This window comes from Streptomyces sp. NPDC059897 (assembly GCF_042730865.1).
GTDB lineage: Bacteria > Actinomycetota > Actinomycetes > Streptomycetales > Streptomycetaceae > Streptomyces.
Window position 1 is genome coordinate 17,807 of record NZ_JBHWKQ010000020.1, and the last position, 16,518, is coordinate 34,324.

Here is a 16,518-nt window from a genome sequence, read left to right on the forward strand (position 1 = left end):
GGAGATGAGCCTACGTTCCCGGGTGGTCGCCACCCGCGACACCCCGGAGGGAACCGCCACCCCCGCCGACCGCGACGAGGGCCTCGTCGCCGTCTACCGCACCAAGCTGCTGGAGGAGATCGACCTCGCGGAGATGTCGTCCCTCCAGGCCGCGGAACGCCGGGTCCGTCTGGAACGCGTACTCGGCCACATCATCAGCCGCGAGGGCCCGGTCCTCTCCTCGACCGAGCGCACCCAGCTGATCCGCCGCGTCGTGGACGAGGCACTCGGCCTCGGCATCCTCGAACCCCTCCTCGCGGACGCCTCGATCACCGAAATCATGGTGAACGGGCCGGACTCGATCTTCGTGGAACGCGCAGGGCGCGTCGAACAACTGCCCCTCCGCTTCGCGTCGTCCGAGCAGCTCATGCAGACCATCGAGCGCATCGTCTCGACCGTCAACCGCCGCGTCGACGAGTCGAACCCCATGGTCGACGCCCGCCTCCCCACCGGCGAACGCGTCAACGTGATCATCCCGCCGCTGTCGCTCACCGGCGCCACGCTCACGATCCGCCGCTTCCCGCGCGCGTACAGCCTGAACGAACTCCTGGAACTCGGCTCGCTCGACGAGCACATGCTGATGTTCCTCGCGGCCTGCGTCCGCGCCCGCTTCAACATCATCGTGAGCGGCGGCACGGGCTCCGGAAAGACGACGCTCCTGAACGCCCTCTCGGCGCTCATCCCGTCCCACGAACGCATCATCACGATCGAGGACTCGGCGGAACTCCAACTGCAGCAGGATCACGTGATCCGCCTCGAATCCCGCCCCGCGAACGTCGAGGGCAAGGGCCAGATCACCATCCGCGACCTCGTCCGGAACAGCCTGCGCATGCGCCCCGACCGCATCATCGTCGGCGAGGTCCGCGGCGGCGAGACCCTCGACATGCTCCAGGCGATGTCGACGGGCCACGACGGATCGCTCGCCACGGTCCACGCGAACACGGCGGAGGACGCCCTCACCCGCCTCCAGACCCTCGGCTCGATGTCGGAGGTCGACGTCCCCTTCGAGGCCCTCCGGGACCAGATCAACTCGGCCGTCGACGTCCTCGTCCAGCTCACCCGCGCCGCCGACGGCTCCCGCCGCGTCACGGAGATCGCCCTGCTCATCTCGCACGGCCGCGAACAGTTCCGGATCGCGACCGCCACCCGCTTCGTCGCGCAGCCCTACGTCTCCGGGGCCACGGACGACGAGATCCGCCGGGTCCGCGGCTACTACGAGCACCTCCCGCTGCCCCGCCTCCTCGCCGACCGGCTGTACGTGGCGGGAGAGGCGGTGCCCCCGGCGTTCGGCGTCGTGGAGTCGGTGGACGTACTGAACACGAGGGAGGCGACGGGATGACGACCGCTGTCCTGCTGGCCCTGGGCGCCACGGTCCTCGCCTGCGTCGTCGCCATCGCTGGCGTCCACGCGCTGGCGTCGGGGCGGGCCAGGAGCCAGGAGCTGGCCGACCGCCTGGACGCGTATCCGGCGGGCGGCGGCCCGGCCGCCGCTGGAGCGGGCGGCCGGGCCCGCCGCTTCACCACCATCGACCGCCGCCTGCGCCGCACCCGGCTCGGCCGCTCGGTGCACCTGCGCCTGTCGGCGACGGGCCTGGACGTGACGGCGGGCGAGTTCTCGGTCTACGTGGCCGTGGTCGCGGTGGGCCTGTGGCTGCTCGCGGCGTCGGCCCTGGCGCCGTTCTTCGGCCCCATCGCGGCACTGGTGACCGTCTACAGCGCGCTCATCTTCCTCAACTGGCAGCGCCAGAAACGTATCGAGGCCTTCATCAACCAGCTCCCCGACGTCGCCCGCCTCCTGGCGAACGCGACGGCCGCGGGCCTCGCCCTGCGCACGTCGCTGGCGATGGCGGCGGAGGAGCTCGAAGCGCCCGCGGGCGAGGAACTGTCGCGCGTGGCCGACCAGTTGGCGCTCGGCCGGTCCGTGGACGACGCCCTGGACGAGCTGGCGACCCGCCTGCCCTCCCGCGAACTGGTCGTCCTCGTGACGACCCTGGTCCTGTCCAACAAGGCGGGCGGCAGGGTCGTCTCCTCCCTGCGCAACCTCACGAAAACCCTGGAGGACCGGAAGGAGACCCGCCGCGAGATCCGCACGATGCTCTCCGAGGTCAACGCGACGGCCTTCACGGTCCCGCTCCTCGGCCTCGGCTCCCTCATCATGGTCAACGCCTCGAACGACGGAGCACTGGCACGGGTGACGGACTCCGGGGTGGGCCGCACGCTGATCCTGATCTCCCTCGGCCTCTACGGCATCGGCTTCTTCCTGATCCGCCGCCTCGGCCGAATCGAGGTGTGAGAAGACGATGTCGACAACGATGGTGGGCGTACTCCTCGCGGCCCTCGCGGGGGCGGCGGTCCTCGGCATCTGCCTCGGCGTCCGCATGTACCGGGCGGACGCCAAGGTCCCCAGCGACCTGGCCCTCGCCCTGGAGGTCGGCGCCAGCCGCGTCTCGACCACCGGGTCGGCGGTCGACCGCCTCGGCATGCGATTCGCGCCGCTGGTGCTGCGCCTGATGGGCCCGCGCCGCGTGGACGCGAAGCGCCGCAAGATCGACCAGGCGGGCAACCCGGGCGGCCTGACGATCGACCGCTACGCGGCGCGGCGCGCGGTCTACGGAGCGTTCGGCCTGGTGATGGGCCTGGTCTTCCTCTCCGCCGACAGCCCCCTCTTCGGCCTCCTGACCCTCGCGTTCGGCGCGCTGGCGGCGGACGCGCTCATCTGGCAGGCGGTCCGGGACCGCAAGGAGGTCATCGACCGCACGCTCCCGGACTTCCTGGACGTCCTCGCGGTCGTCGTCTCGGCGGGCCTCGGCTTCCGCCAGGCGCTCGACCGGGTATCGGAGAAGTACGAGGGGCCCTGGGCCGACGAACTGCGCATCACCCTGCGCCAGATGGACATGGGCGTCCCCCGCCGCCAGGCCTTCGACGAACTCCGCCGCCGCAACGCCTCCGAGCAGGTCGCCCAGTTCGTCTCCGCGCTCCAGCAGGGCGAGGAACTCGGCTCCCCGATCGCGGACACCCTCATCCAGCTCGCCACGGACATGCGCCGCACGGACGCCCAGAACTCCCGCCGCCGGGCGGCGAAGACGATCCCGAAGGCGACGATGGTGACGCTGGTGTTCATGCTGCCGGCGACGATGATCCTCATCGGGACGGGCATGTTCCTGGGGTCGGGAACCAACTTCGGTTCGATCCTCGGGCGTTGACCGCCGCTAGGGGGCCTGTTGGATCTCGGCAGCGGTGATCTCCCCGTCCGTCACGGTGTACGTCCCCTGGTACCGCTCCGTCGTGCCGTCGGTCAGGGTCGAGGTGATGTAGACGTCGACCTCGTCGAAACCGTCGTCGGTGGCGTCGACCGTGATGCTCCGCGTCGTGCGGAAGCCGGAGACCCACTCGTCGTACGTCTGCTCCGTCGCGATGTTCGAGCCGCCCCGGTCCCAGGCGGCGCCGAAGTCACCGGCGTTGAGGTCGGCGTAGTACGACTCCACCACCGATGCGGCCGTCTCGGTGTCCTGCGCCTCCTGCGTCTCCTCCGGCTCAGTGGGCTCGGTCGGCAGCTCGGGCTCGGGCCCGGTCGGCACCGACTCGGTGGCGGTGTCCTCGAAGGCGGGCGAGGAGAACGAGGCGAGGGTCGAAGGAGGCGGGCCGGTGTCGTCGTCCCTGTTCGCGAGGGTGACGCCCACGGCCGTGCCCGCCGCGACGAGCACGGCGAGCAGAGCCACGGGGAGCAGCCGCGGCAGCCTGGTGGGGCCGACCCGGATGTACGCGGAGGGGTCGTCGGCGGTGTCGGCCGGTCGCGGCGCGGGCTCCTGCCCTTGACCGGCGTACGCCGTGCCGCACCGCGGGCAGAACGACAGCCGGGCGTCCTCGGTGCCGGCGCCGCAGCGGATGCAGTAGCGGGTGGCCATGCGGCTACAGGTTCCGTACGGCTTCTTCGATGGTCACCGCCAGCGAGGCGACCCCGGCGATCCCGGGCACGGCCTCCACCAGCGCCCGCGCCACGCGGCGCAGCTTGCCGGTGCGCGGCGCGTCCGAGGCCAGCTCCTCGCGGGCGTCCTCGGCGAACTCGACCAGGTCCTCCCGGTCGGGGTGGTCGGACCGGTGCAGCCCGTCGATCAGCTGCGCGAGCAGCTCACTGATCTCGGCGGGCGCCAACTGCCCTCCCGTGCACCCCTGTTCACCGGCTTCGGTGACCTGGTAGTCGACACGCGCCCGGTCCCCGGAGGCGACCGCCACGTGGGAGACGGTCGCCTTCTCACCGGCGATCACGCCCTTGTTGATGCGCTCTTCCATGTCCGTTCTCGTCCTTTGTCCGGGGCCGGTCCCGGACCGGCCCGCCATGGGAAGGTGCTCAGTCCGTCTTGGGCCGTGGGATCCGCTTCAGCACGGTCGAGATCCGCGACCGGTCGCCCGAGGCCACCGAGCTGGACTCCACCCTGGCGCCCGCGGACGCGATGATGCCGTTGTTGATGATCGTGTCCTGGCGGCGCCTGAGGTCGCCCGGATCGATGCCGTGGTCCTCCGCGAACTCCACCAGCGCGTCGAGGATCCGCCGCTCCACGGTCTTGAGGACCATGCCGGAGTCGGCCTTCTGGAAGTACCGCTGGTGGTCCCGGGACGCCGCGAGCTGCCGCACGCTCTGCCGCGCGCCGTAGTCGAACGCCTTCAGGCTCACGATCCGCCGGCGCTGCCGGCTGCGCCTGCGCCGCATCCGGAAGTCGGGCGAGAACCCCGTGACCGCCCGGACCGGGGCCGCCAGCAGGACGAACGGGGTGCTGAACACGCTCTGCCCCAGCAAGCCCATGAACTCGCGGAAGGTCGGGCTCGGCATCAGCGAGTCGATGGCCCGGTACCGGTCCTGCAGCGGGCACAGCACGGTGGGCACGGCCTCCACGTACAGGTTGGAGTCCGAGCGGACGCAGCGCAGGAACACCGACGTCACCAACTCGCCGCCCCACCCCGTGGAATGGACCGCCAGATAGGCGCGGGCCGTCTCCTCCGGAGCCCGCTTCAGCGCGTCCACCTGCCCGGCACCCACCCGGGGGACGGGCCGCCCCAGCGGATCGGGCAGGAACCGCTTGTCGTGCAGCAGCGCCGAGCCCTCCACGAAGACCCGCTCCTCGATCTCCAGACACGGCAGCGACAGCGCCCCGACCCGCCGGGCCACATACGCGTACAGCTCCGCGACATCGAAGTCCCGCGGCGGGACCCCCTCGGTGTCGGGGGCCGTGACGTCGAAGGTCAACGACCACGAGTCGAGTTCCTGCCCGTACCCGGTGAAGGGCGAGAAGCCGCTGTACGCGCTGACGTTCCCGTCCGCGTACCCGTCGATCTCCGCGAGCCGCCGGGCGGCGTCCTCGTTGGGCGCCTCGGGCGCGGCGGCGGGATCGAACCGGTCGGGCCGCAACCGCTGAAGCCGTTCGCCGTACAACGTGGACAGGGTGAAGCCGAAAGTCGTCACCCACCCGAGCACCAATAGCAGCAGAAACACCACATTCAGAAAACTGCCGGTCAGCAGCATGACGACCAGCCCCAGACACAGGGCCGCCAGCAGCAGGTCCCGCGCGTGCCGCCTGGCGTTCGCCGCGTACGCGAACCGCAGCACGACCGGCACGTCACAGCCGGGAGCGGGCGCCGCACCGAGATGCGGCTCGGCCGCGATGTCCCTGATCAGGGCGTCCGCGTACGAGCGGTCGAGGAAGACGGCGGCACACAGGTACCGCGTCAGATCCGCCCGCCCGCCCCATCGCGGCGCGGCGACCACCCGCGAGTCCTCCCGGACGACGAGCGAGGCCCCGCACTCACCGCAGAACGCGGCCCCCTCGACCGTGACCGCGGAGCAACCCACGCACGTCTCGATCACCTGACTCATCACACCCCCCGTGTGAGCGCCGCCACCGTGAGTATCAAGTGCACCACCGATACGGCACGAAGCGGTGCCCGGTGCCCCATCAAAGGTTCATCCTTACAACACCTTCACCGCAACTCCCGTACGGCGGGAGGCAGTTGATGATGCCGCATGGCTGCGGCTCCCCGGGCCCCGGGAAACAAGGCGACAGATTCCGGCCAAGAGCTGCACTTTTGTGCGCGAAACCGAGTGCGGAGGGTGGCAGTTCGCGTACGTTGCGGATGGTGCTTCGGCTGCGGCAGAGACAGGGAGATCCCGTGATCAAGGACCGGCTGATCGGGGTGTGGGTGACGTGGACATACGCGCTGGGGGAGCGGGTTCGGGGGGCTCGGCGGGATTCGGGGGCCGGGTTTGTGGAGTATGCGGGGTTGATGATTCTGATCGCGGGGATTTTCGTGGCGATCGATCAGTTGGGGCTGGACGGGAAGATCGGTACGGCCATTGGGACCGCGGTCGGCCGCGTTACGGGCGGTGGCTGAGCCGGCGCCTGCCGCAAGGCGATCGCGGCTCGACCCTGCCGATCTACATCTGGCTCACGGGCATTCTGCTGTTCGCCGCGTTCGCCTTCTTCGCTTTCGCCCAGGCGGCATCCACCCGCAACGGTGCTCAGTCCGCCGCTGACGCCGCGGCGTTGGCGGCGGCGCAGTCCGCTCGCGAGGAGCTGATGCTCGGGCTGGGCGACGCACTCGGGGGAGACGGCAATTGGCTGGACTGGCTGGACGGCCGGGACCCTGCGCAGGACGGCCCGGCGGGGGCCGCGGCGAGTCGCCTGGCTGCGGCCAATGACGCCCGGGTTGTGGACGGCCCGGCCTTCACGAAGGTCAACGACTACCCGGGTTACGAGGTGGGCGTGGAGACCCTCCACACGGTGGGCGACACGATCATCCCCGGCACGGAGAACCGGCGGGCGACGGCGCACGCCACAGCGGTGGTCCAGCCCCGCTGCGACGTTCCGCTGGACGCCGACCCGAAGAAGCCCCTGGAGCTCACCTGCGACGGCAAGGAGCTGGACTTCGACCCTGAGAACTTCGACCTGGACGACCTGCCGGACGCGTCCGACCTGTTTGCCGTCCACCTTGCCGACTGACGAGAGAGGGAAGCCGCAGCGATGAACCTTCGGCGTACGACGACCACCCGCCGGGCACTGGCTGCGGCGACTGTAGCGGCGGGCCTGGTCCTGTCCGTGACCGGCTGCGGAGGTGACGGCGACAAGGGCGAGGGGGACGATGCGAAGTCCTCGGCTCCTGCGCAGCAGGGAAGCGACGGCAAGTCGAAGCCCTCCGCGCCCGCGACGGACAACACGTTGACCGAGGTGAAGAGCAACGGCATCACGCTCGCTGTCACGTCGGCGACGCGTGATCAGGGCGGTTTCCTCAACATCACGGGAACGGTCACCAACGGGACTTCCGCGCTGTGGCTCGGTACGGATTGGAAGAGCGACGAGACCGAGCTCCAGGGCAACGGCGGCTCCATCGCGGGGGCGAGCCTGGTGGACCAAGAAGGCAAGAAGAAATACCTGGTCCTCCGCGACACCCAGGGCCGCTGCCTCTGCACGAAATTCGAGGGCGGCATCGACCAGGGCAAGAGCACCGACTGGTTCGCCCAGTTCCCGGCCCCACCCGAGGGAACGAAGTCGGTCCAGCTCCAGGTCCCCACCATGCCCCCGGCCCAACTCACCATCTCCGAGGGCGAGTAACCATGCCCCGACCCCACCGAACCGCCACGATCCTCACCGCCGCAACCGCCCTCCTGCTCACCACAGGCGTGGCGGTCGCCGACGACGAACCCACCGGCGCCCCACCCGGCAGCACCAGCAGCTCCCCGCCGCCGTCCGTGGACGCCAACAGCCCGGGCCTGAAGCTCGCCGACGGTGCCACGCTCGCGCCCGCCAAGGTGCTGGACATCAAGTCGGTCGTGGAGGACCTGTCCGGCGACGAGCGGCGGACGGACACCAACGAGGACGTGACGTTCGCGCTGCAGGCCGAGGTCCTCTTCCCCAAGGACAGCGCCAAGCTGAACCCGGACGCGAAGTCCCGGATCCAGGCCATCGCGGACGAGATCGAGAACCAGAAGGCAAGTTCCGTACGGGTCTTCGGGTTCACCGACAACCTCGGCTCGTACGCCCACGGCCTCAAGCTGTCCAAGAACCGCGCGGAATCGGTTCACGACGCCCTGACCGCGGCGCTCGGCGCCAAGGGCGGGAACATCACGTTCCAGGTCAGGGGCTACAGCGAGGACTACCCCATCGCGGACAACGGTTCGGAACAGGGCCGCAAGAAGAACCGCCGGGTGGAGGTCTCCCTCCCGAAGTCCAACTGAGGGAGGGAGGGGGGCGGGCGCAGGCCCGGTCAGTCCACGTGCACCGGCAGCCGGTCCACCCCGTACACGATCGACAGCTTCCGGAACTCCAGCTCCGACGGCTCCACCGCGAGCCGCAACTCCGGGAAGCGCCGCACGAGTTGGGGGAAGGCCGCGCGCAGCTCCATCTTGCCGAGTTCCGCGCCGATGCAGCGGTGGATGCCGTAGCCGAACGCCAGGTGGGAGGAGGCGGGCGGACGCGAGGGCAGGAAGGCGTCCATGTCGTCGCCCTCCCCGCCGAGCCGGGGATCGCGGTCCGCCGCGCTCAGCGAGACGATGACTATGTCGCCGGCGGCGAGCGGCACCCCGCCGATCTCGGTGTCCTCGCGTGCGAAGCGGGGGAAGGCGGTCTGGACGACCGTGAGGTGGCGCAGGAGCTCGTCGACGAAGGGGGCCGCGACGGTCGCCGGGTCCTCCGCGTCGCGCAGCGCCGTGAAGTGCTCCCGGTCCTTCAGCATGATCATGGTGCCGAGGGCGATCATGCTCGCCGTCGTCTCCAGGCCGCCGGTCAGGACGCCGTCCGCGAGGCCCGTGAGCTCCTCGTCGGTGATGTTGTCGCCGTGCTCGCGGACCAGCATGCCGAGCAGCCCGTCACCGGGGTCGCGGCGCTGCTCCGCGACGACGCCGCGGAGGTAGTCGAGCGACTGGGAGACCGCGCCGAAGGAGGCTCCCGCGCCGCCCAGCACGTCGAAGCGGGCGACCGAGAACTGCTGGAACGCGTCACGCTCCTCGTAGGGGACGCCGAGCAGCTCGCAGATGACGAGCGCGGGGACGGGCATCGCGAAGTGCTCGACGAAGTCGGCCGTGCCGTCGGGGGACTCCCGGGCCGCCTTCTCCAGCTGTGCCAGCTGCTCCTCGATGATCGCGTGGATGCGCGGCGTGAGCCTGGACAGGCGGCGCATCGTGAACTCGGGCGTCAGGAGGCGGCGCAGCCGCGTGTGGTCCGGCGGATCGCAGAAGCCGAGGCCACCGGGGTGCTGCTCGGCCTCGGCGCCACCCACCCCCACCAGGTTCCGGAAGTCGTTGCTGAACGCCTTCGCGTTGCCGAGGACCTCCTTCGCCTCGTCGTATCCGGACACCAGCCATACCGTCATGCCGGGGATCGGCAGTTTGCTCACGGGTTCCCGGTCGCGCAGCACGCCGATCTCGGGAACGGGGTCGACGCCCTCGCGGCGCAGCGGCAGCAGTGCGGCGTCGGGGAGTTTCGACAGTACGGAGAGGTCCAGGCTGCCCCCCTTCTTGCGCAGCCGTGAGAAGTAGAGGCGGGTCAGCCAGGTCGCTATCGCGGAACGTACGGACATGTGCTCGCATTTCTGCGGTGAGGCGGTAGGACGGACGGGCCTGATGGAGGTATGGGGGTTGGGGAATGCCAGTGGGGAACGCCAAGGGTACGTGCGATCCCCCTGTTGCACGGAAGAGGGGCAACCCCCGACCCCACCCGGGGGCTACCCCTAGGGCAGGCGAAAACGAGATGAATCAGACCCGGAGCGACTGCGATCATGCGTGGCATGACCACTTCCGACAACTTTCGTCCCGCGCAGGCGGCCGATCCCTATGGGAACCGTCCTGACACGGACCGACCTCACACGGACCGTCCCCACGCCGCACGTCACGCCGACCGCCCCTATGACGAGCTCGTCGCCGAGGCCGTCGCCGCGCCCACCGAGGGCTGGGACTTCTCGTGGTTCGACGGGCGTGCCACCGAGGAGCGGCCCTCGTGGGGGTACGCCCGCCTCATGGGGGAGCGGCTCGCCCGCGCGGAATCCGCCCTCGATCTGCACACCGGTGGCGGCGAGGTGCTCAACCTGGCACCGAAGCTGCCGCCGCTGATGGCCGCGACGGAGGGCTGGCCCCCGAACGTCGAGAAGGCCACCCGGCTCCTGGGCCCCCGCGGCGTGGTCGTGGTCGCCGCGCCCGACGACGCCCCGCTGCCCTTCGCCGACGCCGCCTTCGAGCTGGTCACCGCCCGGCACCCCGTGAAGGCCCACTTCCCGGAGATCGCCCGCGTACTGCGCCCCGGCGGCACGTACTTCGCCCAACACGTGGGCCCCAGCAGCGTGTTCGAGCTGGTCGAGTACTTCCTGGGGCCGCAGCCCGCCGAGGTGCGCGCCGGCCGTGACCCGGAAGCGGAGCGGCGCGAGGCCGAGGCGGCGGGCCTGGAGATCGTCGATCTGCGCGCCGAGCGACTGCGCATCGAGTTTCACGACATCGGCGCCGTTGTCCACTTTCTGCGCAAGGTTGTGTGGATGGTGCCGAACTTCACGGTTGACGCGTACGAACCCCAACTCCGGTCCCTGGACCGGCAGATCAGAGCGGACGGGCCGTTCGTGGCGCACAGCACCCGGCATCTCTTCGACGCCCGCAAGCCGTAGCGGCGGCCGCGGGAACCTCCGTAAATCTGGCCTCTACAGCCGTCTCGCGTAAGGTCCCGCCCCATGAGCCACACGCAATTCAGCCAAGCTTTCCTGTACGAGACCGAGCGGCACGCGGCGTGGGGTGGCGCTCAGCTCGAAGCTCTCATGGGGTTCCTGCCCGAAGGGGCGTCGTGGACGGCCGACCTGCCGACGTGCCGGTACCGGCAGGGCCACGTGGACCTGCGCGTCGGTGTCCTCGGCACGTATGACGCCGCCCAGCGGTCGTGGATGTGGGGCTGGGCCAACCCCGAACTGCGCGGAACGCCGATCGCGGCGCTCTCCGAGCAGGTGGGGCGTTTCGGCCAGAGCCAGGGGATATCCGAGTTCACGACCCAGGTGCTCGACCTGTCCGGCTTCCCCGACCCCCGCCGGGCCGCCGAGACGCTCGCCTTCGCGGGGATGGGCGTGACGGGCGCGCCCGGCTACATCGGTGTGCCCGCGAACCCCGAGACCCAGGTCTACTTCCTCCCCGAGGACCCGCAGGTGCCGCGCGCCGCCCTCGACCCGGTCACGCTGCCGCGCACCCTCGTGCAGGCCGAAGGGCTGCTCGGCGTCGACGCCCGGCGCCTGGTCACGGGCTTCTTCGACCATCACGGGGTGGCCTACCGGGACAACGGCGGGCAGATCGCCGCGGAGCTGCCCGGCTCCGTCCCCGCCGAGATCGGCTTCGACGAGGCGGGCCGCATCGCGGGCATCCGCCTCGCCTTGCACTGAAAGCCTCCGAAGGAGGCACGACCGCAGGAAGCTACGCCTCGTCGCGCAGTCCGAGGCGCAGGTGCTCCACATGGAAGAGCGCCTGGTCGAGCAGCTGCGCGACGTGGTCGTCATACAGCGCGTAGACGATCGAGCGCCCCTTGCGCTCACTGTTGACCAGTCCGAGATTGCGCAGCAGCCGCAGCTGGTGCGAGCACGCGGACTGTTCCAGGCCGGCCGCCTCCGCGAGGTCGCCGACCGCGCACGGCCCCTCCTGCAGGCGGGCCAGGATGCGCAGCCGCGACGGGGTCGCGAGGGCCTGCAGCGTCGCCGCGACATCGGCCGCGCCCACGGCGTCGAGCCGCTCGCGCGTGCTGCTCTTGTGATCGATTCCATGGCCCATGGGCTCATCGTATCCAGCCGGTGGCCGTCTTCCATGGTACGCATGAAGAGGTCTTCATGTGTTCCTGTATCGTGAGCCCCATGCCTGCACCCGTGTCCGCCTCCGCACCGGCCGAGGCCGCCGCACCCGCCCCCGCCGCGCCGCGCGCCGCCCGCGGCGCCCGCACCCCCGTCCTGGCCCTCCCCGAGGCCCGCTGGGCGGCCGTCGCCACCGTCGCCTTCCTCCTCGCCCTCCCGCTCCAACTCCTGGACACCACCGCCTGGTTGTGGGGCCCGCTGTACGCCGTCGCCTACGCGGCCGGGGGCTGGGAACCCGGACTCGAAGGCCTCAAGGCGCTGCGCGAGAAGACCCTCGACGTCGACCTGCTGATGGTCGTGGCCGCGCTCGGTGCCGCCGCGATCGGGCAGGTCATGGACGGCGCCCTGCTCGTCGTGATCTTCGCGACCTCCGGCGCCCTGGAGGCCCTCGCCACCGCCCGCACCGAGGACAGCGTGCGCGGACTGCTCGACCTGGCCCCCGCGACCGCCACCCGGCTCGCCGCGGACGGGACGGAGGAGACCGTCGCGGCCTCCGAACTCGCCGTCGGCGACGTGCTGTTGATCCGCCCCGGCGAACGCGTCGGCGCGGACGCCCGCGTCGTCGAAGGGGACAGCGACGTCGACCAGGCCACCATCACCGGCGAACCCCTCCCCGTACCCAAGGGCGCCGGCGACGAGGTGTTCGCCGGCACCCTCAACGGCACCGGCGCGCTCCGGGTCCGCGTCGTGCGCGACCCCTCCGACACGGTCATCGCCCGCATCGTCGCCCTGGTCGAGGAGGCCACCCGCACCAAGGCCCCGACCCAGCTGTTCATCGAGCGCGTCGAGCAGCGCTACGCCCTCGGCATGGTCGCCGCGACCCTCGCCGTCTTCCTGGTCCCGCTCGCCTTCGGCGACGCGCTCACGGACGCGCTCCTGCGGGCCATGACGTTCATGATCGTGGCCTCGCCGTGCGCCGTGGTGCTCGCGACGATGCCCCCGTTGCTGTCGGCGATCGCGAACGCCGGGCGGCACGGCGTGCTCATCAAGTCGGCCGTGGTGATGGAACGCATCGGACGCACCGACACGGTCGCCTTCGACAAGACGGGAACCCTCACGGAAGGCGTCCCCCAGGTGACGGAGGTCCGCCCGGAACTCCCGTACACAGAGGACGAGTTGCTGACCCTGGCGGCGTCGGTGGAGCAGCGGAGCGAACACCCGGTGGGGCGCGCGATCGTGCTGGCGGCGAGGGAGCGGGGGCTGTCCCCCCACCCCGTGGAGGCTTTCGAGTCGATGCCGGGCAAGGGAGTCTCGGGCAGGGTTCTCAAGGGCGCGGGACTCGACATCGCGGCGGGCTCCCCGCACCACTTGGGCGTCGAGGCCACAGCCGCCCCCGGCACGGAGGTGGCCGTCCAGGTGGACGGCAGGCTCGCCGGCCGCCTCACCCTCACCGACACCCTCCGCCCCACCGCACCGGAGGCGGTCCGCGCGCTGGCCGCCCGCACGGGCACCGCGCCGGTCCTCCTCACCGGCGACCACGAGCACGCCGCGGCCGCCGTGGCCCAGCGGACCGGCATCGCCCCCGGCGACGTACGGGCGGGGCTGCTGCCGCACGAGAAAGCGGCCGCCGTCCGTGAACTGGCGGACGCGGGCCGTACCGTCCTCCTGGTCGGCGACGGGGTCAACGACGCCCCCGCGCTCGCCGCGGCGCACACCGGCGTCGCCATGGGCCGCGGCGGCTCCGACCTCGCCCTCGAAACCGCGGACGCGGTCCTCGTACGGGACGAGCTGGGTGCCGTCGAGCGCACGGTGGCACTGTCCCGGCGCGCACGCCGCCTGGTCGTCCAGAATCTCGTCATCGCCGGGGTGTTCATCGCCGGACTGGTGATCTGGGACCTCGCGGGGCACCTGCCGCTGCCGCTCGGCGTCGCGGGGCACGAGGGCTCGACCGTCCTGGTCGGCCTCAACGGCCTGCGGCTGCTGCGCGAACGCGCCTGGACACGCTGAGCGGCCGATCCGGATCGTTATCGATACGCGATCGAATGCGGCCTAAGAATCACGTAAGTTCAGACCAACGGCAATTCGCGTGAGCAAAGCTGCGCGTCGGTACCGCGCAGTGGAGGGGGCTGCGCGGTACCCCGGCCGTACATCGCGCCGTTCCTCCGCGCCAGGGCCCGGGCCGCCGTCCGGGTGTCAACCACGCGCGTGACACGGGAGAGGGACGCCACGCCGGGCGCGCCGGCCCCGCCGATCCCCGGGATTCCGGGCCGCGCACCCCTCGAACCTGCTGCGGGACGGCTTGAAAGCCACCTCCGGGCGTCGCCGGACGACTTCGGAGAGTAGTTGTGGCACGCCGATGCGAGCGGCGGCACTTACGAAGGGTTATGGTGGAAACCCCCCCTCGGGCCGGTCCGTATCCCCCCCCCACGGACCGGCCCGTTTTTCTGTCCCGGGACCGCCCGGGCGAATCCCCGCTCCCGGCACGGGAGTTCAGCGCCGGCCGTTCCAGATGTTGGTGCCGGCCGTGGAGACCGCGAACGAGTCGATTTCGGTCAGCTCCTCGTCGGTCAGCTTGGGCCCCTCGAGCGCCGCCAGGTTCTCCTCCAGCTGCTTGACGCTGGACGCCCCGATCAGCGCCGACGTCATCCGCTCGTCCCGCAGCACCCAGCTCAGCGCCAGCTGCGCGAGCGACTGGCCGCGGCGCTGCGCGATGCCGTTCAGCCCGTTCAGCCGGCGGACGACGTCCTCGCTCAGCAGGTCAGGGTCGAGCGACTTGCCCTGCGTCGCGCGCGACCCCTCCGGGATCTCCTTCAGGTACTTGCCGGTCAGCAGGCCCTGTGCGAGCGGCGCGAAGGAGATGCAGCCCATCCCGGCCGCCTCCAGCGTGTCGAGCAGATTGTCGTCCTCGGTCCAGCGGTTGAGCATCGAGTACGAGGGCTGGTGGATGATCGCCGGGACACCCATCTCCCGGAGCAGCCGCGCCGCTTCGGCCGTCTGCTCGCTGCTGTACGAGGACACGCCCACGTACAGCGCCTTCCCCTGCTGGACGGCGGAGGCGAGCGCGCCCATCGTCTCCTCGAGCGGGGTGTCCGGGTCGAAGCGGTGCGAGTAGAAGATGTCCACGTAGTCGACGCCCATCCGCTTCAGGGACGCGTCGAGCGACGACATCAGGTACTTGCGGCTGCCCCACTCCCCGTACGGGCCGGGGTGCATCCGGTAACCCGCCTTCGTCGAGATGACGAGTTCGTCACGGTAGGGCGCGAAGTCCTGCGCGAAGATCTTGCCAAAGTTCAACTCCGCGCTGCCGGGCGGCGGCCCGTAGTTGTTCGCGAGGTCGAAGTGTGTGACGCCCAGGTCGAAGGCGCGGCGCAGGATCGAGCGCTGGCTCGCAAGTGTGCGGTCGTCCCCGAAGTTGTGCCACAGTCCGAGGGAGACGGCGGGGAGCTTGAGACCGCTGCGGCCCGTGCGCCGGTACTCCATGGAACCGTACCGGCCCGCCGAGGCGACGTAAGGAGAGGTGTCGTTCATGGCTACGAAGCTACGTCAGGTCCCTGACACCCCATAGCCGACACCTAGCTACGCCCGAGTAGGCTTCCGCCTTCTGGGGCTCCCATCTGCACGGAGGGCAAAGAGACCGTGAACCTGCGCGACAGGCTGCGCGGCCTGCTGGTCAGGCTGTACGCACGCCGGGTGGAAGGCCACCTGGACCACGCCCAGGTGCCCAAGCACATCGGCGTCATCATGGATGGCAACCGCCGCTGGGCCAAGGCCGCCGGATCCACCACCGCCCAGGGCCACCAGGCGGGCGCGGCGAAGATCGAGGAGTTCCTCGGCTGGTGCAGCGAGACGGATGTCGAGGTCGTCACACTCTGGCTGCTCTCGACGGACAACTTCGACCGTCCCCAGGAGGAGCTGGTCCCGCTCCTCGGCATCATCGAGGACACCGTGCGCACGCTCGCCGAGGACGGCCGCTGGCGCGTGCAGCACGTGGGCAACACCGACATCCTCCCCTCGGGCATGCAGACCGTGCTCAAGGAGGCCGAGGAGTCCACCGCGGGGCGCGACGGAATAGTGGTCAACGTGGCGATCGGCTACGGCGGCCGCCAGGAGATCGCCGACGCCGTCCGCTCGATGCTGCTCGACGCCTCCGACAAGGGGAGCTCGATCGAGGACGTCGCCGAGACGGTCACCGTCGACGCGATCGGCAAGCACCTCTACACCAAGGAGCAGCCCGACCCGGATCTGGTCATCCGGACCAGCGGCGAGCAGCGCCTGTCCGGCTTCATGCTCTGGCAGACGGCCCACTCCGAGTACTACTTCTGTGATGTCTTCTGGCCGGCCTTCCGCAAGGTCGACTTCCTGCGCGCGATGCGCGACTACGCGGTGCGCCACCGCCGTTTCGGGGGCTGACCCCGGTTCCCCGAGAGACGTACGTCACCAGGAGTTAACGAACGCGCCGTCATGTGCCTTTGCATGGCGGCGCTTGTTCGAGGGAATAAGCCTTCCAAGTCGGTGCCCGATACCTGAGGACACCGCATCTCAGCGGGCAGCACGGGCTGTCCGCCCGGGAGGCCCTTTGCACCAGGACGACCGTACGCAGATGGGTACGGAAGACGACTTGGAGGGCCGGTTCTCGGCCCGCGCATCGCGGCCGATGAACCGGCCCCGAAAAATCCGTCGCTCCCCGACC

17 protein-coding genes are annotated in these 16,518 nt (G+C 70.7%); 11 read left to right on the forward strand and 6 right to left on the reverse strand.

Translation table 11 applies throughout. The annotated features are described in order from the left end of the window. Window positions 1–4: 4 nt before the first annotated feature. The 3 genes from ACFV9W_RS22225 to ACFV9W_RS22235 are packed head-to-tail and all read left to right on the forward strand — an operon-like array spanning window position 5 to window position 3,241. Window positions 5–1,378 (forward strand): CpaF family protein, encoded by a 1,374-nt coding sequence (locus tag ACFV9W_RS22225; RefSeq protein WP_385763476.1) that lies wholly within the window; start codon window positions 5–7, stop codon window positions 1,376–1,378. Next, the gene (locus ACFV9W_RS22230; protein WP_385763478.1) at window positions 1,375–2,331 is read left to right on the forward strand and encodes a type II secretion system F family protein; all 957 of its coding nucleotides are present in this window, start codon (window positions 1,375–1,377) and stop codon (window positions 2,329–2,331) included. Before ACFV9W_RS22225 ends, ACFV9W_RS22230 begins: the two co-directional genes overlap by 4 nt. Before the next feature lie 7 nt (window positions 2,332–2,338). Next, window positions 2,339–3,241 (forward strand): DUF5936 domain-containing protein, encoded by a 903-nt coding sequence (locus tag ACFV9W_RS22235; RefSeq protein WP_385763480.1) that lies wholly within the window; start codon window positions 2,339–2,341, stop codon window positions 3,239–3,241. Window positions 3,242–3,247: 6 nt separating this feature from the next. Here ACFV9W_RS22235 and ACFV9W_RS22240 read toward each other — a convergent pair whose 3' ends face one another. The 3 genes from ACFV9W_RS22240 to ACFV9W_RS22250 are packed head-to-tail and all read right to left on the reverse strand — an operon-like array spanning window position 3,248 to window position 5,907. After that, window positions 3,248–3,943 carry a hypothetical protein gene (locus ACFV9W_RS22240; RefSeq protein ID WP_385763482.1) on the reverse strand — a complete coding sequence of 232 codons (696 nt, stop codon included), beginning with the start codon at window positions 3,941–3,943 and terminating at the stop codon, window positions 3,248–3,250. Window positions 3,944–3,947: 4 nt separating this feature from the next. Continuing rightward, window positions 3,948–4,328 (reverse strand): hypothetical protein, encoded by a 381-nt coding sequence (locus ACFV9W_RS22245; RefSeq protein ID WP_385763484.1) that lies wholly within the window; start codon window positions 4,326–4,328, stop codon window positions 3,948–3,950. 58 nt (window positions 4,329–4,386) lie between these two features. After that, window positions 4,387–5,907 carry a zinc ribbon domain-containing protein gene (locus ACFV9W_RS22250; RefSeq protein ID WP_385763486.1) on the reverse strand — a complete coding sequence of 507 codons (1,521 nt, stop codon included), beginning with the start codon at window positions 5,905–5,907 and terminating at the stop codon, window positions 4,387–4,389. 293 nt (window positions 5,908–6,200) lie between these two features. On the opposite strand from ACFV9W_RS22250, the gene ACFV9W_RS22255 reads away from it, so the two are divergent. Genes ACFV9W_RS22255 through ACFV9W_RS22270 form a run of 4 tightly spaced genes read left to right on the forward strand, consistent with a single transcriptional unit; the run spans window position 6,201 to window position 8,262 of the window. After that, window positions 6,201–6,422 carry a hypothetical protein gene (locus tag ACFV9W_RS22255; RefSeq protein WP_385763487.1) on the forward strand — a complete coding sequence of 74 codons (222 nt, stop codon included), beginning with the start codon at window positions 6,201–6,203 and terminating at the stop codon, window positions 6,420–6,422. 41 nt (window positions 6,423–6,463) lie between these two features. Continuing rightward, complete coding sequence (locus ACFV9W_RS22260; protein WP_385763707.1) at window positions 6,464–7,030, forward strand: pilus assembly protein TadG-related protein; 567 nt, start codon at window positions 6,464–6,466, stop codon at window positions 7,028–7,030. A 21-nt stretch (window positions 7,031–7,051) separates the two neighbouring features. Further along, window positions 7,052–7,639, forward strand: coding sequence for a hypothetical protein (locus ACFV9W_RS22265; protein ID WP_385763489.1), 588 nt, complete (start codon window positions 7,052–7,054; stop codon window positions 7,637–7,639). Window positions 7,640–7,641: 2 nt separating this feature from the next. Continuing rightward, a complete protein-coding gene (locus tag ACFV9W_RS22270) occupies window positions 7,642–8,262 on the forward strand; it encodes an OmpA family protein (protein WP_385763491.1) in 621 nt (206 codons plus the stop codon). Between the two features lie 29 nt (window positions 8,263–8,291). Here the strand turns inward: ACFV9W_RS22270 and ACFV9W_RS22275 are convergent, their stop codons facing one another. Beyond that, entirely contained in the window at window positions 8,292–9,602 is a 1,311-nt protein-coding gene (locus tag ACFV9W_RS22275; protein ID WP_385763493.1) for a cytochrome P450, read from the reverse strand. 207 nt (window positions 9,603–9,809) lie between these two features. Between ACFV9W_RS22275 and ACFV9W_RS22280 the strand changes: the two genes are divergently transcribed. Further along, window positions 9,810–10,673: a methyltransferase domain-containing protein gene (locus ACFV9W_RS22280; protein ID WP_385763495.1), complete on the forward strand. Its 864-nt coding sequence runs from the start codon at window positions 9,810–9,812 to the stop codon at window positions 10,671–10,673. Between the two features lie 63 nt (window positions 10,674–10,736). Continuing rightward, complete coding sequence (locus ACFV9W_RS22285) at window positions 10,737–11,429, forward strand: DUF6882 domain-containing protein (RefSeq protein ID WP_385763497.1); 693 nt, start codon at window positions 10,737–10,739, stop codon at window positions 11,427–11,429. Window positions 11,430–11,460: 31 nt separating this feature from the next. On the opposite strand, the gene ACFV9W_RS22290 is transcribed toward ACFV9W_RS22285, so the two are convergent. Next, window positions 11,461–11,811, reverse strand: a complete 351-nt coding sequence (locus tag ACFV9W_RS22290) for an ArsR/SmtB family transcription factor (protein WP_385763499.1) — start codon at window positions 11,809–11,811, stop codon at window positions 11,461–11,463. Between the two features lie 80 nt (window positions 11,812–11,891). Between ACFV9W_RS22290 and ACFV9W_RS22295 the strand changes: the two genes are divergently transcribed. Continuing rightward, complete coding sequence (locus ACFV9W_RS22295) at window positions 11,892–13,835, forward strand: heavy metal translocating P-type ATPase (RefSeq protein WP_385763501.1); 1,944 nt, start codon at window positions 11,892–11,894, stop codon at window positions 13,833–13,835. Window positions 13,836–14,318: 483 nt separating this feature from the next. Here the strand turns inward: ACFV9W_RS22295 and mgrA are convergent, their stop codons facing one another. After that, complete coding sequence (gene mgrA, locus ACFV9W_RS22300) at window positions 14,319–15,356, reverse strand: L-glyceraldehyde 3-phosphate reductase (RefSeq protein WP_385763502.1); 1,038 nt, start codon at window positions 15,354–15,356, stop codon at window positions 14,319–14,321. 108 nt (window positions 15,357–15,464) lie between these two features. Here mgrA and ACFV9W_RS22305 point away from each other — a divergent pair, with 108 nt between their 5' ends. Further along, window positions 15,465–16,238 carry an isoprenyl transferase gene (locus tag ACFV9W_RS22305; RefSeq protein ID WP_385763504.1) on the forward strand — a complete coding sequence of 258 codons (774 nt, stop codon included), beginning with the start codon at window positions 15,465–15,467 and terminating at the stop codon, window positions 16,236–16,238. Window positions 16,239–16,518 lie beyond the last annotated feature (280 nt).